This is a genomic window from Paenibacillus tepidiphilus, from assembly GCF_008635795.1.
Taxonomy (GTDB): Bacteria; Bacillota; Bacilli; order Paenibacillales; family Paenibacillaceae; genus Paenibacillus_AQ; species Paenibacillus_AQ tepidiphilus.
Map to the genome: position 1 here is coordinate 385,402 of NZ_VWRQ01000002.1, position 16,936 is coordinate 402,337.

Below are 16,936 nucleotides of genomic sequence, written 5' to 3' on the forward strand. Positions count from 1 at the left end.
CTTTACACCGGCTTGCGCCGGATATAGTAAGTGAGCACATGCTGAATGACCACCTTCCCGGCGGCGAACACCGGTACAGCCAGAATCAGTCCAAGCATGCCTGCAACCTCGCCCCCAACCAGCAGCGCAAAAATAATCAGCAGCGGATGCAGATGCAGCGTCCGTCCGACCACCTGCGGCGAGACAATATTGCTTTCGATCATCTGGCAAAGGGTGTTCACCACCACCACATACAATACCAGCTTGAAGGAGACTGTCGAAGCCATGACTACAGCAGGCGCCGCTCCGAGAAAAGGACCCAGATAAGGCACGATGTCAAAGAGCGCCACCAGGCAGGCAAACAGCAGCGGATAAGGCATTCCGATCAGCTCATAGCCGATATAGGCGAGAATGCCGATGATCAGGCAGACGAACAACTGCCCGCGAATGTAGCTTCCCAGAGCGTTATCAATATCCTTTAGCAGCTTCACGATTGACTTGCGGCGTGAACGGGGCAGGCAGGATACAAGCATCCGTTCAAATACGTCAAAGTCCTTAAGTATATAGAATACAAGGAACGGCACGATAAACGCGTTGAATACTACGCCGATCGTTGTACCGATATTGTCGAGAAAATGCGAAATTCCTTTAGCCAGCCGGTTCTCCAGCTGCAGGAACCAGCTGTTCATCCCCATCTCCACGCCGCGCGGCATGAGATCGGTATTCATATTGTTCATCAGACCCTGGGCATGCAGGGTTATTTCCGGCAAATGCTCGTTCAGTTCCTCCAGCTGCCTAATGAACATGGGAATCAGGTTAATGGCGATAACCGCAAGCGCCAGCAGGAACACGGCGTAGATCAGCAGAACGGCGACGCCGCGCGGCATTTTGCGTTTGCCCAGCATTTTGACCACCGGATTAAGGACGTAGGACAGGATCAGCGCCGCCAGAAACGGGGCGAGAATCGCTTTGAGAAACAGGAAGATGACATGCAGCATCGGACGCAGCAGCCATATGAAATAAAGAATGATCAAGGCGAGCAGCACTCCGATCATCCAGCGGAATCCCTTGCTTTGGAACCATTTCTCCATGCGTGTACCCCCTAGCGGCAATCTGGACGGGCTTCTCCCTAAGTATGTGTATGCTGGATGCAAATTAACCGCCGCCGGCAGAGAATAAAGCAAAAAAGCGCCAATAACCCTCAGCAAATAGCTTGCTGAAAGGCGATTGACGCTTGTTTCGACTATTATATGTACCCGTTCAGGGCTGCTGACAACCGTTCAGGTTCAGGAAGAGGCGTGGATTTGCGGGAAATCCTGTGCAATATCTTCTCCCGAGAACAAATCGTCCAGAGAACTGAGCGTGCCGTCTTCTTCCACTTGATACACCGACATTTTTTCTCCGTTAACCGTCAGTTCGATGAAACAACCCCAGCAATAGAACTGGTGTGAACCGATCTTGCCGATATCCTTGGAGCCACAGTTTGGACATTTCATAACATACATTCCACCTATCCGTTAGCAATATTAATGGCTTTTTGCAGCCGTTCTTCACTCCTTGCGGGTACCAATACTGCATTCTCCCCAATGGACATTTCGTGAGAACAAGGCAGCCATTTGCGGCCTTCGATCAAATCCGTAACCAGTCCGTCACTGATTTCCAGCGCTACTATTGTGTTTCCCAACTTCTGGTCAAAATAAACATCGGATATCCGTCCAAGTATCGTCCCGGAAGCGGTAAGCACCTGCATATCCTTCAGTTTGTTCTTTCCCAAAAGAAAAGTATATGGTATATGGTCAGTGTCGGCCTTAACAATAGCATCTTTACTGCGGATCATAACCGCATCCTCACCATAAGCTACGATATCCTCCCATGCCACAACTTTCACATGACCGGAGAAGAATGATTTGCTTTCCAGTTCAATACCCGTAATATTCCAGTTTGAATCCAGTAAACAATCAACAATTTTGCCGATTTCGTTACCATCTTCAACCTCATATATAGTCAGGCCGATCATATCCTGAAGTTTCATGGCCCCCAGTCCCCTTACTTAGTAGATTGTTAAGTGTTAACAGGGCTATAAAGCGCATATACGCATATTCGGACACAAGACTGGAAAAAGCCTAGTGTTATTTACGGAGCCGTTTCAAAATAGTTTCAACTTTTTGTGCAGCCAGCCGTATTTCTTCATTAGTATTACCCAAACCTGTGCTAAAGCGAACCGCAGAGTACAAAACTTCTTCCGGAAGCTTCATCGCCTGCAGCACATGCGACAACTCCAGCGAACCCGAGGTACAGGCGGAGCCGCTGGCAGCTGCAATCCCCTCCATATCAAGGTTCATCAGCATCACATCGGTCCGGATTCCGGGAAAGCTCAGATTCACAATCCCCGGTACAAAATGCTCCGGATTGCCGTTCAGGACATAGGCTTCCCGTCCAATCCGGTGCTCCAGCTCCGTCAGCAGCGCATTCCGCAGCTCCAGCGCGTGCGCCTGTCTTTCGCCGAGCCCGCCGGCAGCCAGCTCTACCGCTTTGGCAAAGCCGGCGGTGCCGGCCAGGCTTTCCGTACCGGCCCGGCGGCCGCGCTCCTGCAGCCCGCCGTGCTGTCTTGCGGCCAGCGGAGCACCGCGCCGCACGTACAGTCCGCCGATGCCCTGCGGGCCGTTGATCTTATGCGCCGCGAAGCTCATATAGTCTACGGGCAGCTCACGCAGTGTGAGCGGCAACGCGCCCAGCGCCTGAACGGAATCAACATGAAAGAGAATGCCCAGTTCACCTGCAAGCCTGCCGATCTCTTCAATGGGCTGAACTGTACCTACCTCATTGTTCACGTACATAACGCTGATTAGAACGGTATCTTCGCGCAGAGCCGCCTCCACATCGGAGAGGGAGACACGCCCGGTGGAGTCTACCGGGAGATAAGTCACGCTGTACCCCTGCTTCTCAAGCTCGGAGCAAGTATGTAGCACCGCATGATGCTCAGCCGCTGTCGTAATAATGTGTTTGCCTTTGTCCGCCGAAGCTTCGGCCGCACCGAACAGCGCCAGATTGTCGCTCTCCGTGCCCCCGCTCGTAAATATCCATTCATCCGGCGCACAGCCCAAAAAGCCCGCGATGGTGTCGCGCGCGCCGCTGACGATTTTTTTGGCGGCGCGTCCGAACGTGTGCACGCTGGAGGCGTTGCCGTGCTGCTCCAAGAGCATCTGATACATGACCCTGGCCACCTCGGGATGAACCGGGGTTGAGGCGGCGTGATCCAGATATATAGGCTTCATCTATGTGTTCTCCGCTTCTATTTATTCTCAAAGTTCTTACAGGCTATATGATTATACTGCTGAAACGCCCCTTTTGCTACCGACCAATAAACACAATATTGTAACATTTAGGAAACAGACGGTTTGATCCCGCACAATAATTCTTCTGTCTTCCTTCATTAAATAGTTGAATTGATAAACAGTTGAAATAAACAAAACTACGGGATTATTCAATAGTTTTCTCGTGAAACCCTTTTCATTTATACTACCGTAGCCGAATAGCGATATGGTAGCATGATGGGGCATCGCAGCCACAATAACGGACGCATCAAAAATAAACCTTGGAGGATACGAATGTTTACCGCCAATTTTATCACGTATTCGGAACAAGCTGACTATTTGCCGCTTGTCCATCACCATGCCGCCGCAGCCATATTGGTCGCCCCGGAAGAACCGCCGGGTATTCTGCGTGCCGCCAAAGATCTCATGCAGGACATCGCCAGGGTCACCGGAGTTCAGCCGGAGCTGATCTCCCGATTGGAAGAACATTGTGATCCTCTCCGGCCGCTCGTCATTATCGGCACCGTCCACGGTCAGTTGCTTCATTCGCTTGCCACTGGCGGAAAGCTTGACACAGCCGGTCTTGCCGGCAAATGGGAAAGCTTTGTCATTCAAACAATATCCGCTCCTGCCGGGCAACTCGGACAATGCCTGGTCATTGCCGGCAGCGACCGGCGGGGCACCATCTATGGCATTTACGAGCTTTGCGAGCAAATCGGCGTTTCGCCCTGGTATTGGTGGGCCGACGTCCCGGTGCCTTTGCAGGAAGCCTTGTATGTCATACCGGGTATTTACAAGCAGGGAGAACCCTCTGTGAAATACCGAGGCATCTTCCTGAATGATGAAGGGCCCTCGCTTATGGCCTGGGTCCGCGACAATTTCGGCGATTTTGACCATACCTTCTATGAGAAGGTATTTGAGCTGCTGCTGCGGCTGAAGGCCAATTTCCTCTGGCCCGCCATGTGGGACAACACCTTCTATGAAGACGATGAACGCAATGCCGCTACTGCTCATGAGTATGGCATCATTATAGGCACCTCTCACCATGAACCGATGCAGCGCCCGCACGGCGACTGGAAGAAACACAAGAAGGGGCCGTGGGATTATGCCGTAAACAAGGAGAATCTGTACCCCTTCTGGGAGGAAGGCATCCGCCGCAGCGCCGCGTTCGAGAATATCGTTACAATCGGCATGCGGGGAGACGGGGACGAGGCGATGGGCGGAGATTTGTCCTTCGAAGGCAAAATCCGGCTGCTGGAGCAGATCGTGGAGGACCAGCGCACGATTATCTCGCAGGAAACCGGCCGCGATCCGGCGGATACCCCGCAGCTGTGGGCTTTGTACAAAGAGGTTCAGGATTATTATAACCACGGCATGAGCGTCCCGGATGATGTGACCCTGCTGTGGTCGGACGACAATCACGGCAATTTGCGGCGTGTGCCGTCAACCGGGGAACGCAGCCGCTCCGGAGGCGCAGGTATTTACTACCACCTTGACTATGTCGGCGGTCCCCGCTCTTATAAATGGCTCTGCACGGTTCCGCTACCAAAGATTTGGGAGCAGATGCATAAAGCCTATACCTTTGGTGCAGACCGGATCTGGGTGCTTAATGTCGGCGATTTGAAGCCGATGGAATTCCCGCTGGAATTTTTTCTGCGGCTGGCCTGGAATTTCCCGGCATATACGGCAGATAACCTGAAGGATTACGCTGTGGAATGGAGCAAAAGGCAATTCGGCGAAGCCTATGCGGAAGATGCGGCCGAGATCCTGCTGCGCTATACCAAGTATAACGGCCGCCTGAAGCCGGAGCTGCTGAATGCCGTTTCACTGTACAGCTTGATTCACTATAAGGAAGCCGATACCGTAATGGCCGATTATAATGAGATTGTGGGCCGGGCGGAGATTCTGTACAACGAGATGCCCGGCCAACTGCAGGATGCCTTCTACCAGTTGGTGCTGTACCCGGCCAAGGCCTCGGCAGTCGTGCTGGAGCTGCACCTGCGGGCAGCACGCAGCCTGCTGTATGCCGACCAGGGGAGGGCATCAGCCAATAGTGAAGCTGCGGCAGCCAAGCGCCTGTTCGCAGCTGATGCAGAGCTGACGCATTACTACAACCATATGCTGGCCGGAGGTAAATGGAAGCATATGATGGATCAGACGCATATCGGGTACACCTACTGGAACCAGCCGCCGGTAAACGAGATGCCTGAGCTGGGAGCAGTACACACTCCTCTCGGCTCCGAAATGGGGATCGCGGTTGAAGGGTCTGTAAAGGTGTGGCCAACTGCGGACGGAACCCCCTGCCGCTTGCCGGAGTTCAGTGTCTACAGCCGGGAGAAGCGATACATTGAAATCTTCAATAAACGGAAAGATTCTTTTACTTTTACCATCGAATGCAGCGCTCCTTGGATTATCCTGTCCACGTCGGTTGGTGAAGTCCAGGAACAGACAAAGGTATGGGTGGATATTGACTGGGAGGCGGCGCCGGCAAATGCTCGGGAGGAGGCTGAACTGAACATTTTCGGCTCTGAAGGGACATCCGTCCAGATCGGTGTAGTCCTCGACTATCCGGCTGCTCCGCAGCGCGGGACAATTACCGGCCACATGGAAAGCGGCGGCGTCATCTCTATTGAAGCGGAGCACTATAGCGCAGAGCATCCGGCATGCGGCGCACAGTGGCGGATAATTCCGGACTATGGGCGCACCTTGTCATCCATTGCTGTATTCCCGCCAGACCTGCCGGCTGCGGACAGTCCGGACAGGACGAATTCGCCCCATCTGGAATACCGGGTCTACCTCCGGCGGCCTGGCAAGGTTACAGTCACGCTGCTGCTTGCCCCCTCTCTGAATTTCGTACCGGGCATGGGCCTGCGGGCAGGTATATCCTTCGACGACGGTCCGGCCGCTATCGCAGCAGCACTGTATCCCGGCGAGGAAGTATCCACCGAAGCGGAGGAGTGGGAGCAAAGCGTGATTTACAATATCCGTACGGCTTCTGTAGACTGTGAGCTGGCGGAAGCCGGTTATCACACTCTCCGGATCTGGATGGTGGACCCCATTACAATACTGCAGAAAATCATTATTGATACAGGCGGCCTGCAGCCAAGCTACTTAGGTCCGCCGGAAAGCTATTTCCGGCTTCCGGTTTGAAATATTCTCCTTTTCCGCCCGCCGTGTTGAACCGGCGGGCTGGTTTCGTTACAATTTGAAGCAAGAAGCATTAGATAACAGCACAACTACAGGAGGCGGGGCACCATGTGCGGAAGATATACCATTACAGTTACTATGGATGAGCTGATGCTGCATTATCTGACCGGAGATGCCGCCATCGCCCATTATGAGCCCAGATATAACGTAGCCCCGATGCAGATGATTCCGGCGGTTATTCACGACGGCAAGCACAACCGGCTTGGCGAACTTCGCTGGGGTCTTGTCCCTTCGTGGGCGAAGGACGACCGGATCGGCAGCAAAATGATTAATGCCCGCGCCGAAACGCTGCTGGAAAAGGCTTCGTTCCGCAAGCTCGTCGGCTCCCGCCGCTGCATCGTTCCCGCTGACGGATTCTACGAATGGAAGCCGCTGTCCGGCGCCAAGCAGCCGATGCGGATCATGCTGAAAGACGAGGGTGTCTTCTCGCTGGCCGGTCTTTATGATATCTGGGTCGGTCCGGACGGAAACAGGCTCGGTACCTGCACCATCATTACGACGGAATCCAACAGCCTGATGATGGATATTCATGACCGGATGCCGGTCATTCTCCCGCAGGGCGCGGAAGCGTATTGGCTGGACCGCGGCAACCAGGATGTCTCTGGGCTGATGAAGCTGCTGCAGCCTTACGACGCCCGTCTCATGCGGGCCTATCCGGTTTCTGCTGAAGTCGGCAAGGTACGCAATGACTACAAGGAGCTTATCAGGGAGGCTTGAGAAGCTCCGGCCCGTTATAACCCGGACTTCAAGATAAGAGATGCTCCCTCCCTGCCTCCAGATCTTTACCGCCCCCTCTTCATTTCTTCCCTTCCGTTGATTTTTACCTTAAAAAGCTCCAGTTATCAGCAAGGATACAGTCCGTCTACTAAGCTCGTTCATAGATTGCAGTATCTTCTATGAAAGGTTAGGTGAGTACAAGTGGCGATTCAATTTCTGGACATGCGGATGTCGCAGGACAGCACCATGGATACACCGCCCGTTAGCCTGGCTCGAAATGGATATCAGTTCGGCAATATCGGACTGCAGACAACGGGCATTGCTCCAGGGAATGTCTCTTTGGTCAGAGTTACCCTGAGCGCTTATGTGCGGTTGACGATTTACCCCAGCGTTATTGTGAGCAATGATATTACTTTTGGAATCTATCGCAACAACACGCTCATTTTCTCTACCGTGTATCCGGGTGACATTAATGAACAGAGCAATGTTAATGAACTGGTGAACATTACTGCCGTCGATTATCCGCCCGCAGCCGATGTACTGGCAGGTCAAATCCAATACACTGCCGTAGTGTCGGCAATCCGCAATGCGGACCTTGGAGCGCGCAGCTTCAGCGGTATAGCCGTGGCCGGATAAGCATATGAATATTTTAACAGCTCCCGTACCGGCGTCACTGCCAAGGGAGCTATTTTTGGGCAAAAGTCATCAAATATAACAACCATATAAATACATTTTATATATCCAATAGAATTTTACTATCTGACACCCTATTAAAATGAAAGTCTTTACATATCAGAACCGACAAAAAACAGCCCAAAAAAAGGACAATAATATATTGACGTAATATTTATTCACATGTATGATAAACCATAATTTAAATGTACAGGGTGAGCCTCCCAATCGGGAGCCGCGTCTTCTCCTGAATTGACCGTCGGTCATTTGGAGCCGGCATTCGGCAGACGCGACTCTCCTGATGTTTAAAGGCCCAATTACAGTATTGGCATTTATTATCGAGGGGGTTGGAACTAAGCTTACAGGTTCTTCACAGCACGTGGAACATCAGATTGGAAGACATCATAGATTAACGCCTCCAGGCCCAATCTCCGGTAATACTCATTTCCCTAACCGTAAAAAGGAGGAGTAACAGGAATGGCGAAAAAGAGAAATTGGTGGTCGATCTTACTCATCGTTTCATTAATCGGAATCTTATTTACAGGCTGCAGCAGCAACAACAATGCAAATACCCCTAACGCTACGGCGGAAAGCACTGAAGCTCCCACCACCAGCGAGGCTCCTGCCAGTGCTGAACCGGCCGCAGACGGCCCGGTTGACGGCGGCACTATCGTCTTCAGTACCTTCTCTGATATTGTCAATCTCAATCCGCTCTTGATTGGTGACACCAGTTCGGGCGATGTTGCCCAGTTTATTTTTGCCAGCTTGTATGACCTGGACCGCGCAGGCAACGTAGTAGCTGAACCTTGGTCGCTGGCAGCGGATTTACCGGAAATCTCCGAAGACGGCCTTACTTACACCGTTAAATTGAAAGATAACATTAAATGGACCGACGGCGAAGCCATTACGGCCGACGACGTTATCTATACCGTACAGACTGCAATAATTCCGGAAACAGGCTCCCCGCTGATCAGCCAATACGACAAGGTTAAATCGGTTGAGAAAGTGGATGACCAGACCGTCAAGTTCACGATGAAGCAAGTTTACGCACCGTTCTTATATTCCCTTTGCCAGGCAATCGTGCCTGAGCATGTACTGAAGGATGTTGCTCCGGCTGAAATCGCCAAGAGCGGCTTCGGAACAGACCCGGCCAAGACGGTAACAAGCGGTCCTTGGAAATGGACAGAATGGAAGCAAGGCGAAGGCCACACGCTGGATGTAGACTCGAACTATTGGGGCGAAGTTAAACCGCATATCGCCCAGATCGTCTACAAAATCTACGCCGACCAGAACACTGAGATTCAGGCACTGCTCAAAGGCGATGTTGACCAGGTTGGTGCAATTCCGGTAACACAGGTAGAAGCAGTCAAAGCCGATGATTCCATTGCCGTTATCGACAAACCGGGACCTATTTATGAGTACCTGGGCTTCAATTTCGACCCTAAGAACTTTGAAGGTAACTTCGGATTGTTCGAAGGCCAGAAGACCCGTCAAGCCATTGCACATGCATTAAACCGTCAAGGAATGGTTGACAACATTCTCAAGGGCGTCGGCGCCCTGATGAACGCGCCTTTCCTGCCTGACACCTGGGCTGATCCGGGCGAAGCCGCCGTTAACTATGACTACAATGCTGAAACTGCCAAGAAGCTGCTGGCCGAGGACGGCTGGGTAGCCGGCACTGACGGCATTCTGGCCAAAGACGGCCACCGCTTCTCCTTCGAGCTGCAGTACAATGCCGGCAACAGCCGCCGCGAACAGGTAGCAGCAGTTATCCAGCAGAACCTGAAGGAAGTCGGCATTGAAGTCACTCCGAAAGCCATTGACTTCGCCGCCTGGATTGAAAACAACGTCAACACAGGTAAATACCAGGCGATCTTGCTGTCCTGGTCGCTTAACAATCCGGACCCTGATGCTGAAAGCATTTACTCCTCCAAGTACTTCCCGCCGGCCGGACAAAATACCGGCTGGTATAAGAACGAGAAGCTCGACCAGCTTTGGGTAGACGGCTATTCCACTGTAAATCAGGAAGAGCGCAAGGCTGTCTACAAGGAACTGGGTAAGGAAATTTCCACTGACCTGCCATATATCTTCATGTACCAGTACGGAACAGCCATTGGCACCGGTCCTAGAGTACAATGGGCGGAAGAAGATGCTCCGGAACCATCGCTCGGCTACGGCCAGTATTTCCACGCTATCAAATGGTGGGTAACAGACTAGACACGGATTCAGGAAAATGAAATTGCGGAGGGGAAAGAGTTTCTCTTTCTCCTTCTCCTTTTGTTTCCAAGTGGGGATATCATTCCCCTTTTAATCTCTAGGAGGAGCATCCATGACAGAATATCTGATCCGTCGAATTGCGCAGTCTGTAGTGGTCATTTTTTTGATAACCATCGTTACCTTTTTACTGATTCATGCCGCCCCCGGCGGTCCTACCCAGATGATGCTTTCACCAGGGCTTACCCCTGAAGTCATGGAACAGCAGGCTAAGAATCTCGGACTCGACAAGCCGTTGCCTGTGCAATACCTCAAATGGGTCGGTGGTTTGCTGCAGGGGGATCTGGGGTATACATTCAAAAATCATCTCCCTATTGGCGAGCTTATATGGCCCCGAATCGGCAAGACCTTCATTCTGATGGGCTCGGCCTGGCTGGTCTCCATCCTGATTGCCATTCCTTGGGGAATCTACAACAGCACCAAGGTGTACGGGCTTTCGGATCAGACGGCCTCCTTTATTTCATATCTCGGTTTCGCCATGCCTACCTTCTGGTTCGGTATCATGCTCCAGCAGTATTTCTCACTCAAGCTGGACTGGTTCCCGTTGTCTGATATGTATTCGCGGGGACATGAAGGGGAGATCGGCGATTTGTTCATGCATCTGGTGCTGCCTGTCACGGTGCTGTCTCTCGGCTTCCTGGCTTCCTATATGAAATATGCACGGGCCAGCATGCTGGAGGTGCTGGATCAGGATTATATCCGTACCGCACGCGCCAAGGGAGTCGTAGAACGCAAGGTCGTATTCCGCCATGCGCTGCGCAATGCCCTGATCCCGATCATTACGCTTTTGGGTATGGATCTGCCGATTCTCGTCGGCGGCGCCGTTCTGACCGAAAACGTATTCAACTGGCCCGGCATGGGCCGCTGGTACGTCGAAATGGCCATATCCCGTGAATACTCGGTTCTGATGGCCATTACGATTGTCACAGCGGTTATGGTTGTCATTGGCAATCTGCTCGCCGATATTCTCTACTCTGTCGTCGATCCCCGCGTGAAGCTGGGCAAGCAAGGGGGGAAAACTGCATGAGCATCGATAATACCGGACTTTCCGGAGCCCTGTCCAGCCAAAGCACCGGCCCGGCTCCGCTCGACCCGAAGCCTGTGCCGCCGGCGGATTCTGTTGTCAAACGCCCTCCTGGACCCTGGGTCATGCTGTGGAAGAAGTTTTCCCGTAATCCGTTCGCCATGGGCGGATTGATCGTATTGCTCTTTTTTATCATAATTGCCTTTCTCGCGCCTCTTCTGACCCCTTATGATCCGGCAGCCATCGATTTGATGAACGCCAATCTGGGTCCTGGTGCCACGGATCATCTGCTGGGGACGGATGAACTGGGCCGCGATATCTTCGCCCGCCTGCTGTACAGTGCACGTATTTCCTTGCTTATCGGTTTCTCGGTTGCACTCGCCTCTGTAGTGATTGGATCGGTAATCGGAGCGATTTCCGGCTATTTTGGCGGCTGGGTAGATACTGTATTTATGCGGATTGTCGATGTCATGAGTTCCGTACCCACCCTGTTTCTGAATATTCTCGTGATGGCGATCTTTGGAACGCAGATCAAATATATGATTCTGATTCTGGCGCTGACCAGCTGGATGAGCATCGCCCGGCTGGTGCGCGGAAACTTTCTGCAGCTGCGTGAAATGCAGTATGTCGAAGCCGCCAAAGCGATTGGCGTATCAAACTGGGATATTATTTTCCGGCATTTGCTGCGCAATGCAAGCTTTCCGATTATCGTCAATGCCACTCTTATGGTCGGCGGCGCGATTCTGAGCGAATCGGCCTTGTCCTATCTTGGACTCGGCATTCAGGCACCAGCTACCAGCTGGGGACTCATGCTCAGCAACGCTCAGGAGTTTATGCTCATTGATCCCCTACAGGCACTGTATCCAGGCCTTTGCATTCTCGTTGTGGTTCTGGCCGTCAACTTTATCGGCGATGGCATACGGGATGCGTTAGATCCCAGACAGCAAGGCATCAAATCCCGGAGGAGGCTCGACAAATGGCGGAAAACCTACTCGAAATCCGAAAACTGACCGCCGGCTTTGCCACAGAACACGGGCTCGTTAAAGCAACGGACGAAATCTCCATATCCATCGGCAAAGGCCAGACGGTATGCCTGGTCGGCGAATCCGGCAGCGGCAAAAGCGTCACCTCACTTGCCATTATGCGGCTGATTGAATATGCCGGAGGCATGATTCTGGATGGCGGCATCCATTTCCACGGAGAGGATCTCACCGCCAAGAAGCAAGAGGAAATGCGCAGTATCCGGGGTGACCGGATCGCGATGATCTTCCAGGACCCCATGTCCTCCCTAAATCCCGTCTTCACCGTCGGTGAGCAAATTGCCGAGAGCCTGCGGCTGCATCAGGAGAAAAGCCCGGGGGAAGCAATGAAACAGGCGATCGAGCTGCTGCGGCTGGTCGGTATTCCCGCCCCGGAGATCCGGGCCAAGCAATATCCCCATGAATTATCCGGAGGGATGTGCCAGCGGGTGGTCATCGCCATTGCCCTGGCCTGCAGGCCGGAGCTGCTGATTGCTGACGAGCCAACAACGGCGCTGGACGTGACCGTACAGGCGCAGATTCTTGACCTGCTGCGCAACCTTCAGGAGGAGCTTGGCATGTCCATACTCCTCATCACCCATGATATGGGAGTGGCCGCCGAGATGGCCGACCGGATCGCCGTCATGTATGCCGGAGCCATTGTCGAGGAGGGCAGCGCCATAGACATCTTCGACCAGCCAAGCCATCCGTACACAGTAGGCTTGCTGCAGTCCATTCCCGGATTCGAAGGCGAACGGGGCGGCGAGCTGTATACAATCCGGGGTACCATTCCTCCGCTTGGCCAGCTTCCATCCGGCTGCCGGTTTCATCCGCGTTGCCCGCATGCCATGGACATCTGCCGCAGTCAGGAGCCACCGGATTTCCTTATCTCCGGGCAGCACCGGGCAGCCTGCTGGCTGTTTGAAGATAAGCCGGTCTGGAGCGGCACTAACGAGCGAGGTGGGAAGCGATGATGAAGGAGCCGGCCGCTATCGCGGATCAACGTCTTGTTTCGCCGGATGAAATTCTGGTGGAAGCTAAGAATATTACAAAATATTTCCCTATCACCAAGGGCCTCTTCAACCGCACCGTCGGCCAGGTCAAGGCCGTTGATGGTGTCAATCTGGCCATCCGTAAAGGGGAGACCTTCGGCCTCGTCGGTGAATCCGGCTGCGGCAAGTCCACCTTCGGGCGCGTGCTTCTGCGGCTGCAGAGTGCAACCGACGGTCAAGTGCTGTATGGCGGGCGCAACATTCATGCCATCAGCCAGCAGGAGCTGCGCAAGCTGCGCGAAGAGATGCAGATCATATTCCAGGACCCGTTCGGTTCGCTGAATCCGCGCTTCCTCGTCAAGGACATTATCGGGGAGCCGCTGCGCATTCACCGCAACATGTCCGGGAAAGAGATTGATGCCCGTGTCGTGGAGCTGATGGAGCTGGTCGGGCTTGATGCCAGCCGCAGAAACCGCTATCCGCATGAATTCTCCGGCGGTCAGCGCCAGCGGATCGGCATCGCCCGGGCGATTGCCCTGAATCCGCAGTTCATCGTTGCCGATGAAGCGGTCTCCGCGCTTGACGTGTCCGTACAGTCTCAGGTGATCAACCTGCTGATGAAGCTGCAGCGGGAGCTGGGCCTTACCTTTCTTTTTATCGCGCACGGCCTCAACGTCGTCCGCCATATCTCCGACCGTGTCGGCGTAATGTATCTGGGCAAGCTCGTGGAGGTCGCAGAGACCGAGGCCTTATTCGCCGCACCGCTGCATCCTTACTCCGCCGCTTTGCTCTCGGCCATTCCGAAGCCGAGCGTGCGGCGCAAGCAGGAACGGATCGTCCTGCAGGGCGATGTGCCTTCACCGGCCAACCCGCCTGCCGGCTGCCGCTTCCATACACGCTGCCCGTTCGTGCAGGACAAATGCCGGCGGGAGGAGCCGCCGCTGGAGCAAAAGGCCCCCGGACGCTGGGCGGCCTGCCATTATCCGCTGGGCTGAGACGCCCGGCGCAGCTTTAAGAAACAGCCTCTGTCCTATACTGGACAGGGGTTGCTTTTTTTACGTAGGACCAACATCTGCCGGCAAAAAAGAACCCCGCCGGATAACCGGCAGGGCCAAGAGGTTCATGAACGTATGCGTTACATACATGCTGGGGATATGTCTAGACTAACATGCGTTTGTTAAGGGAATATCCGGTAAATGTAATAAATTGTTTTAGCCATTAGACACGAACTGGAGAACTCCTATCAGCATTAATATCACTGATAATCCAAGAATGATGCTTAGTGTGATCCATATGAATTTCCGCGGACCATGGCCCGTTGTCTTCTCCAAGTTCGAGACCCGTTCTTCCAGCTCCTGAATTTTCAGCTCCTGATTGTCCAATCATTCCCCTCCTGCAAAGAATTGTATAGTAATAATTATAGTCTACCTGGTGCAATATTCAAAATTATTTTCCATAAATATCTATTTATTCAGATTATTTTCACGATATTCGTTTAATGATACTTACAAATATATCTATTTGGTGGTGGAATCATATGGACAATAATTTAATTGAAGAAGCCATTATTAAACAAGAGCCAGTCAAAATTCAAGTTATTAGTGGTGAAATATTCGCAGGCTGGTTAGGATACGGGTATGATTACAACTTCATAGAGTTAGATACCGGATTCGGATTAATAACTATTGCTAAGGAGACCATCGAATATATTTCTTATGTCTATAAATAAATCCTCTTCGTGATGGCAGTCCGCAGTGCTGTCGCCGTCACTTTCGAGCTTCATATCTCAAGTACATCCGAAACGCCGGATTTGACGATTTAAAGGTGTTTTAAAATTTGTATAAACATCCCTCCTCGGCTTTAAGGAGGGACTCTTTGAAGGCTTTGCAGCTAGAGCCACTGGAAGGATTAACGTCGCCGGAAAGCGCCGCTGCGGGCCAGGGCGAAAAATATCAGCAAAGCAACGATAGACCCGACAATGGCCGGAATGATATGAAAGCCGCCTACAACAGGACCTCTTGGTCCCAGCAGCTCAGTGCCAAGCCAGGAACCGATGAACCCGGCAATCACATTTCCCAGCACGCCACCTGGAACATCACGGCCAATCAGATTTCCGCTTAACCAGCCGATAATGCCCCCGACAATGATTACCCATAGCAGATACATTGCTCTTCCCCCTTCGAGTGGTTTATTCAAGGTATGTGGGAAATTAGGATAGGTGAACGCAGGCTATAATCTTATCTCTTTACTCACCCTCCATGGGTACTTCCGGTTGCAGTTGACCGGCCAGGACCAGCTCATACAGCTCTGCAAGTGCGAGTTGGGTATCTGCCGCGCCCGCCTAAAAAAGAGAGAATCAGACGAACCTCCAATAATTTCCCGAGAGGATCCAGCTGAAAAATACGATTAAAAGCAGGCAGTATGGCACCAGAGAGGTGCCGGAACCTTCGGTGGCTATTTTAGAGAAGAGTCGCTTAGTACCTCGACCAATTCAAATTCCAGGGTATAAGTGCTTAATTCCCCTCGAGCATGCTCTGTTATAAAGCACTTCTTGCTGGAGCCGTTCTATGCAGCCAATTCGGCGATGTAAACACTAACGTACAGGTGAAATTAGATGGCGATTTTCCACTAACCCTGCAAAGGAGCTAATATGTAAACTTTAAGGTACTGTCCTGCTTTTCGTTCGGTTCGCTTGGTTTGTGGATTATGGTCGATTTTTCGCCTACGTTTGCTCTATTTACCTTCACGCTAGCCCATTGTGGTCGGTTTTTCGACTACAATGGGTATGTTTTCCTCCACGGCAAGACATTGTGGTCGATTTTTCGCCTACAATAGGATTGATTAGCCGGACTGTGCTGTTTGTCGGCCTGTTCACGGGAAAGGGATGTAGGTACCGACGTCCCCAGCCTTACTCGCAAATAGATGGTGCATAGCTACAATTTGATGCGGTCAAGGTACTAGTCTGTATCAAGAATAAAAAATTGATGGAAAAACCGGCGAGAAAAAAACTCGTCCACCCCATTTCTTGAGAAGGACGAGTTTTTTCAGTTGTGCAGGTTCCTGCTCACCACTATCTTCTGGTTATTATTCGTTATCTTTAGTTCATACTGAACCTGAAATCAACCGTTAAATATAGAACATGTAATTGTCTACATGTGACTCTTCTTTGTAATTGATCAGGTCGAGCAGCGTCGTGGAGTCCAGCACCTCGGCGATGCTGTCGCGGATGCGCAGCCACAGGTCGCGCTTGGCCGGGTCGTCTTCTTCGGTGAAATCAACCGGCGAGATCGGGCCTTCCAGCACGCGGATAATGTCACCGGCAGTAATGGTACCGGCTTCGCGGGACAGAATGTAGCCGCCGTACGCGCCGCGGATACTCTTCACGAGTCCTGCATTGCGCAGAGGAGCAATCAACTGCTCCAGATAATGCTCGGACAAGCCGTTTTTCTCGGCGATGCTCTTCAATGAGGTAGGGCCTTCGCCGAATTTCAGCGCAAGCTCCATCATAATGGTTAATCCGTAACGTCCTTTTGTCGATATTTTCAAAGGGGCACCTCTTTCGGTTTAGTTGTGGCTATAAATGTCAGGGATTGGGGAAAATAAGCTGTAGCGATATCACCCTATTCCGATATTTGCTCTTAGTTTATGTTAACATATCCCCCGCCAATTTTGGAGCGGAAAACATAATTTTTTGTCCGAATGTTCACCCCCGGTGGACAAAAGGTTACGATTTCTGCC

At 52.3% G+C, this 16,936-nt stretch carries 16 protein-coding genes; 9 read left to right on the forward strand and 7 right to left on the reverse strand.

The window, feature by feature from the left end:
- Positions 1-2 precede the first annotated feature (2 nt).
- The 4 genes from F1379_RS03825 to F1379_RS03840 form a co-directional block, all read right to left on the reverse strand.
- A complete protein-coding gene (locus tag F1379_RS03825; protein ID WP_150266499.1) occupies positions 3-1,070 on the reverse strand; it encodes an AI-2E family transporter in 1,068 nt (355 codons plus the stop codon).
- A 195-nt stretch (positions 1,071-1,265) separates the two neighbouring features.
- Positions 1,266-1,475: a hypothetical protein gene (locus F1379_RS03830; RefSeq protein WP_150266502.1), complete on the reverse strand. Its 210-nt coding sequence runs from the start codon at positions 1,473-1,475 to the stop codon at positions 1,266-1,268.
- Between the two features lie 14 nt (positions 1,476-1,489).
- Positions 1,490-2,011, reverse strand: coding sequence for a PRC-barrel domain-containing protein (locus F1379_RS03835; protein ID WP_150266504.1), 522 nt, complete (start codon positions 2,009-2,011; stop codon positions 1,490-1,492).
- Between the two features lie 97 nt (positions 2,012-2,108).
- Positions 2,109-3,254, reverse strand: a complete 1,146-nt coding sequence (locus tag F1379_RS03840) for a cysteine desulfurase family protein (RefSeq protein WP_150266507.1) — start codon at positions 3,252-3,254, stop codon at positions 2,109-2,111.
- A gap of 333 nt (positions 3,255-3,587) precedes the next feature.
- On the opposite strand from F1379_RS03840, the gene F1379_RS03845 reads away from it, so the two are divergent.
- The 8 genes from F1379_RS03845 (at position 3,588) to F1379_RS03880 (ending at position 14,193) form a co-directional block, all read left to right on the forward strand.
- Positions 3,588-6,443, forward strand: coding sequence for a glycosyl hydrolase 115 family protein (locus F1379_RS03845; protein ID WP_150266509.1), 2,856 nt, complete (start codon positions 3,588-3,590; stop codon positions 6,441-6,443).
- 105 nt (positions 6,444-6,548) lie between these two features.
- Positions 6,549-7,217, forward strand: a complete 669-nt coding sequence (locus F1379_RS03850) for an SOS response-associated peptidase (protein WP_150266511.1) — start codon at positions 6,549-6,551, stop codon at positions 7,215-7,217.
- Between the two features lie 201 nt (positions 7,218-7,418).
- Positions 7,419-7,853, forward strand: coding sequence for a hypothetical protein (locus F1379_RS03855; protein WP_150266513.1), 435 nt, complete (start codon positions 7,419-7,421; stop codon positions 7,851-7,853).
- 513 nt (positions 7,854-8,366) lie between these two features.
- Positions 8,367-10,106, forward strand: a complete 1,740-nt coding sequence (locus tag F1379_RS03860) for an ABC transporter substrate-binding protein (protein WP_150266515.1) — start codon at positions 8,367-8,369, stop codon at positions 10,104-10,106.
- A gap of 112 nt (positions 10,107-10,218) precedes the next feature.
- Positions 10,219-11,190: an ABC transporter permease gene (locus tag F1379_RS03865; RefSeq protein WP_150266518.1), complete on the forward strand. Its 972-nt coding sequence runs from the start codon at positions 10,219-10,221 to the stop codon at positions 11,188-11,190.
- Positions 11,187-12,197, forward strand: coding sequence for an ABC transporter permease (locus F1379_RS03870; protein ID WP_150266520.1), 1,011 nt, complete (start codon positions 11,187-11,189; stop codon positions 12,195-12,197). The genes F1379_RS03865 and F1379_RS03870 overlap by 4 nt, the downstream gene beginning before the upstream one ends.
- Entirely contained in the window at positions 12,164-13,180 is a 1,017-nt protein-coding gene (locus F1379_RS03875; protein ID WP_150266522.1) for an ABC transporter ATP-binding protein, read from the forward strand. Before F1379_RS03870 ends, F1379_RS03875 begins: the two co-directional genes overlap by 34 nt.
- On the forward strand, positions 13,177-14,193 hold the full coding sequence (locus tag F1379_RS03880) for an ABC transporter ATP-binding protein (protein ID WP_275262106.1): 1,017 nt from the start codon (positions 13,177-13,179) through the stop codon (positions 14,191-14,193). The genes F1379_RS03875 and F1379_RS03880 overlap by 4 nt, the downstream gene beginning before the upstream one ends.
- 216 nt (positions 14,194-14,409) lie before the next feature.
- Here F1379_RS03880 and F1379_RS29970 read toward each other — a convergent pair whose 3' ends face one another.
- Positions 14,410-14,580 (reverse strand): hypothetical protein, encoded by a 171-nt coding sequence (locus tag F1379_RS29970; RefSeq protein ID WP_203457025.1) that lies wholly within the window; start codon positions 14,578-14,580, stop codon positions 14,410-14,412.
- A gap of 155 nt (positions 14,581-14,735) precedes the next feature.
- Between F1379_RS29970 and F1379_RS03885 the strand changes: the two genes are divergently transcribed.
- Positions 14,736-14,927, forward strand: coding sequence for a hypothetical protein (locus F1379_RS03885; RefSeq protein ID WP_150266524.1), 192 nt, complete (start codon positions 14,736-14,738; stop codon positions 14,925-14,927).
- Positions 14,928-15,106: 179 nt separating this feature from the next.
- Here the strand turns inward: F1379_RS03885 and F1379_RS03890 are convergent, their stop codons facing one another.
- Together F1379_RS03890 and cymR are read right to left on the reverse strand one after the other, a co-directional pair.
- The gene (locus F1379_RS03890) at positions 15,107-15,364 is read right to left on the reverse strand and encodes a GlsB/YeaQ/YmgE family stress response membrane protein (RefSeq protein WP_150266526.1); all 258 of its coding nucleotides are present in this window, start codon (positions 15,362-15,364) and stop codon (positions 15,107-15,109) included.
- A 960-nt stretch (positions 15,365-16,324) separates the two neighbouring features.
- Complete coding sequence (gene cymR, locus F1379_RS03895) at positions 16,325-16,744, reverse strand: cysteine metabolism transcriptional regulator CymR (protein WP_150266528.1); 420 nt, start codon at positions 16,742-16,744, stop codon at positions 16,325-16,327.
- Between the last annotated feature and the right edge of the window lie 192 nt (positions 16,745-16,936).

What these genes read in the sequence shown, in the direction of transcription:
- F1379_RS03825 (WP_150266499.1), bottom strand. Translation starts at nt 1,070, where the DNA reads ATGGAGAAATGGTTCCAAAGCAAGGGATTCCGCTGGATGATCGGAGTG.
- F1379_RS03860 (WP_150266515.1), top strand. Translation starts at nt 8,367, where the DNA reads ATGGCGAAAAAGAGAAATTGGTGGTCGATCTTACTCATCGTTTCATTA.
- F1379_RS03880 (WP_275262106.1), top strand. Translation starts at nt 13,177, where the DNA reads ATGATGAAGGAGCCGGCCGCTATCGCGGATCAACGTCTTGTTTCGCCG.
- F1379_RS03875 (WP_150266522.1), top strand. Translation starts at nt 12,164, where the DNA reads ATGGCGGAAAACCTACTCGAAATCCGAAAACTGACCGCCGGCTTTGCC.
- F1379_RS03870 (WP_150266520.1), top strand. Translation starts at nt 11,187, where the DNA reads ATGAGCATCGATAATACCGGACTTTCCGGAGCCCTGTCCAGCCAAAGC.
- F1379_RS03845 (WP_150266509.1), top strand. Translation starts at nt 3,588, where the DNA reads ATGTTTACCGCCAATTTTATCACGTATTCGGAACAAGCTGACTATTTG.
- F1379_RS03890 (WP_150266526.1), bottom strand. Translation starts at nt 15,364, where the DNA reads ATGTATCTGCTATGGGTAATCATTGTCGGGGGCATTATCGGCTGGTTA.
- F1379_RS03835 (WP_150266504.1), bottom strand. Translation starts at nt 2,011, where the DNA reads ATGAAACTTCAGGATATGATCGGCCTGACTATATATGAGGTTGAAGAT.
- F1379_RS03885 (WP_150266524.1), top strand. Translation starts at nt 14,736, where the DNA reads ATGGACAATAATTTAATTGAAGAAGCCATTATTAAACAAGAGCCAGTC.
- F1379_RS03850 (WP_150266511.1), top strand. Translation starts at nt 6,549, where the DNA reads ATGTGCGGAAGATATACCATTACAGTTACTATGGATGAGCTGATGCTG.
- F1379_RS03865 (WP_150266518.1), top strand. Translation starts at nt 10,219, where the DNA reads ATGACAGAATATCTGATCCGTCGAATTGCGCAGTCTGTAGTGGTCATT.
- F1379_RS03830 (WP_150266502.1), bottom strand. Translation starts at nt 1,475, where the DNA reads ATGAAATGTCCAAACTGTGGCTCCAAGGATATCGGCAAGATCGGTTCA.
- F1379_RS03840 (WP_150266507.1), bottom strand. Translation starts at nt 3,254, where the DNA reads ATGAAGCCTATATATCTGGATCACGCCGCCTCAACCCCGGTTCATCCC.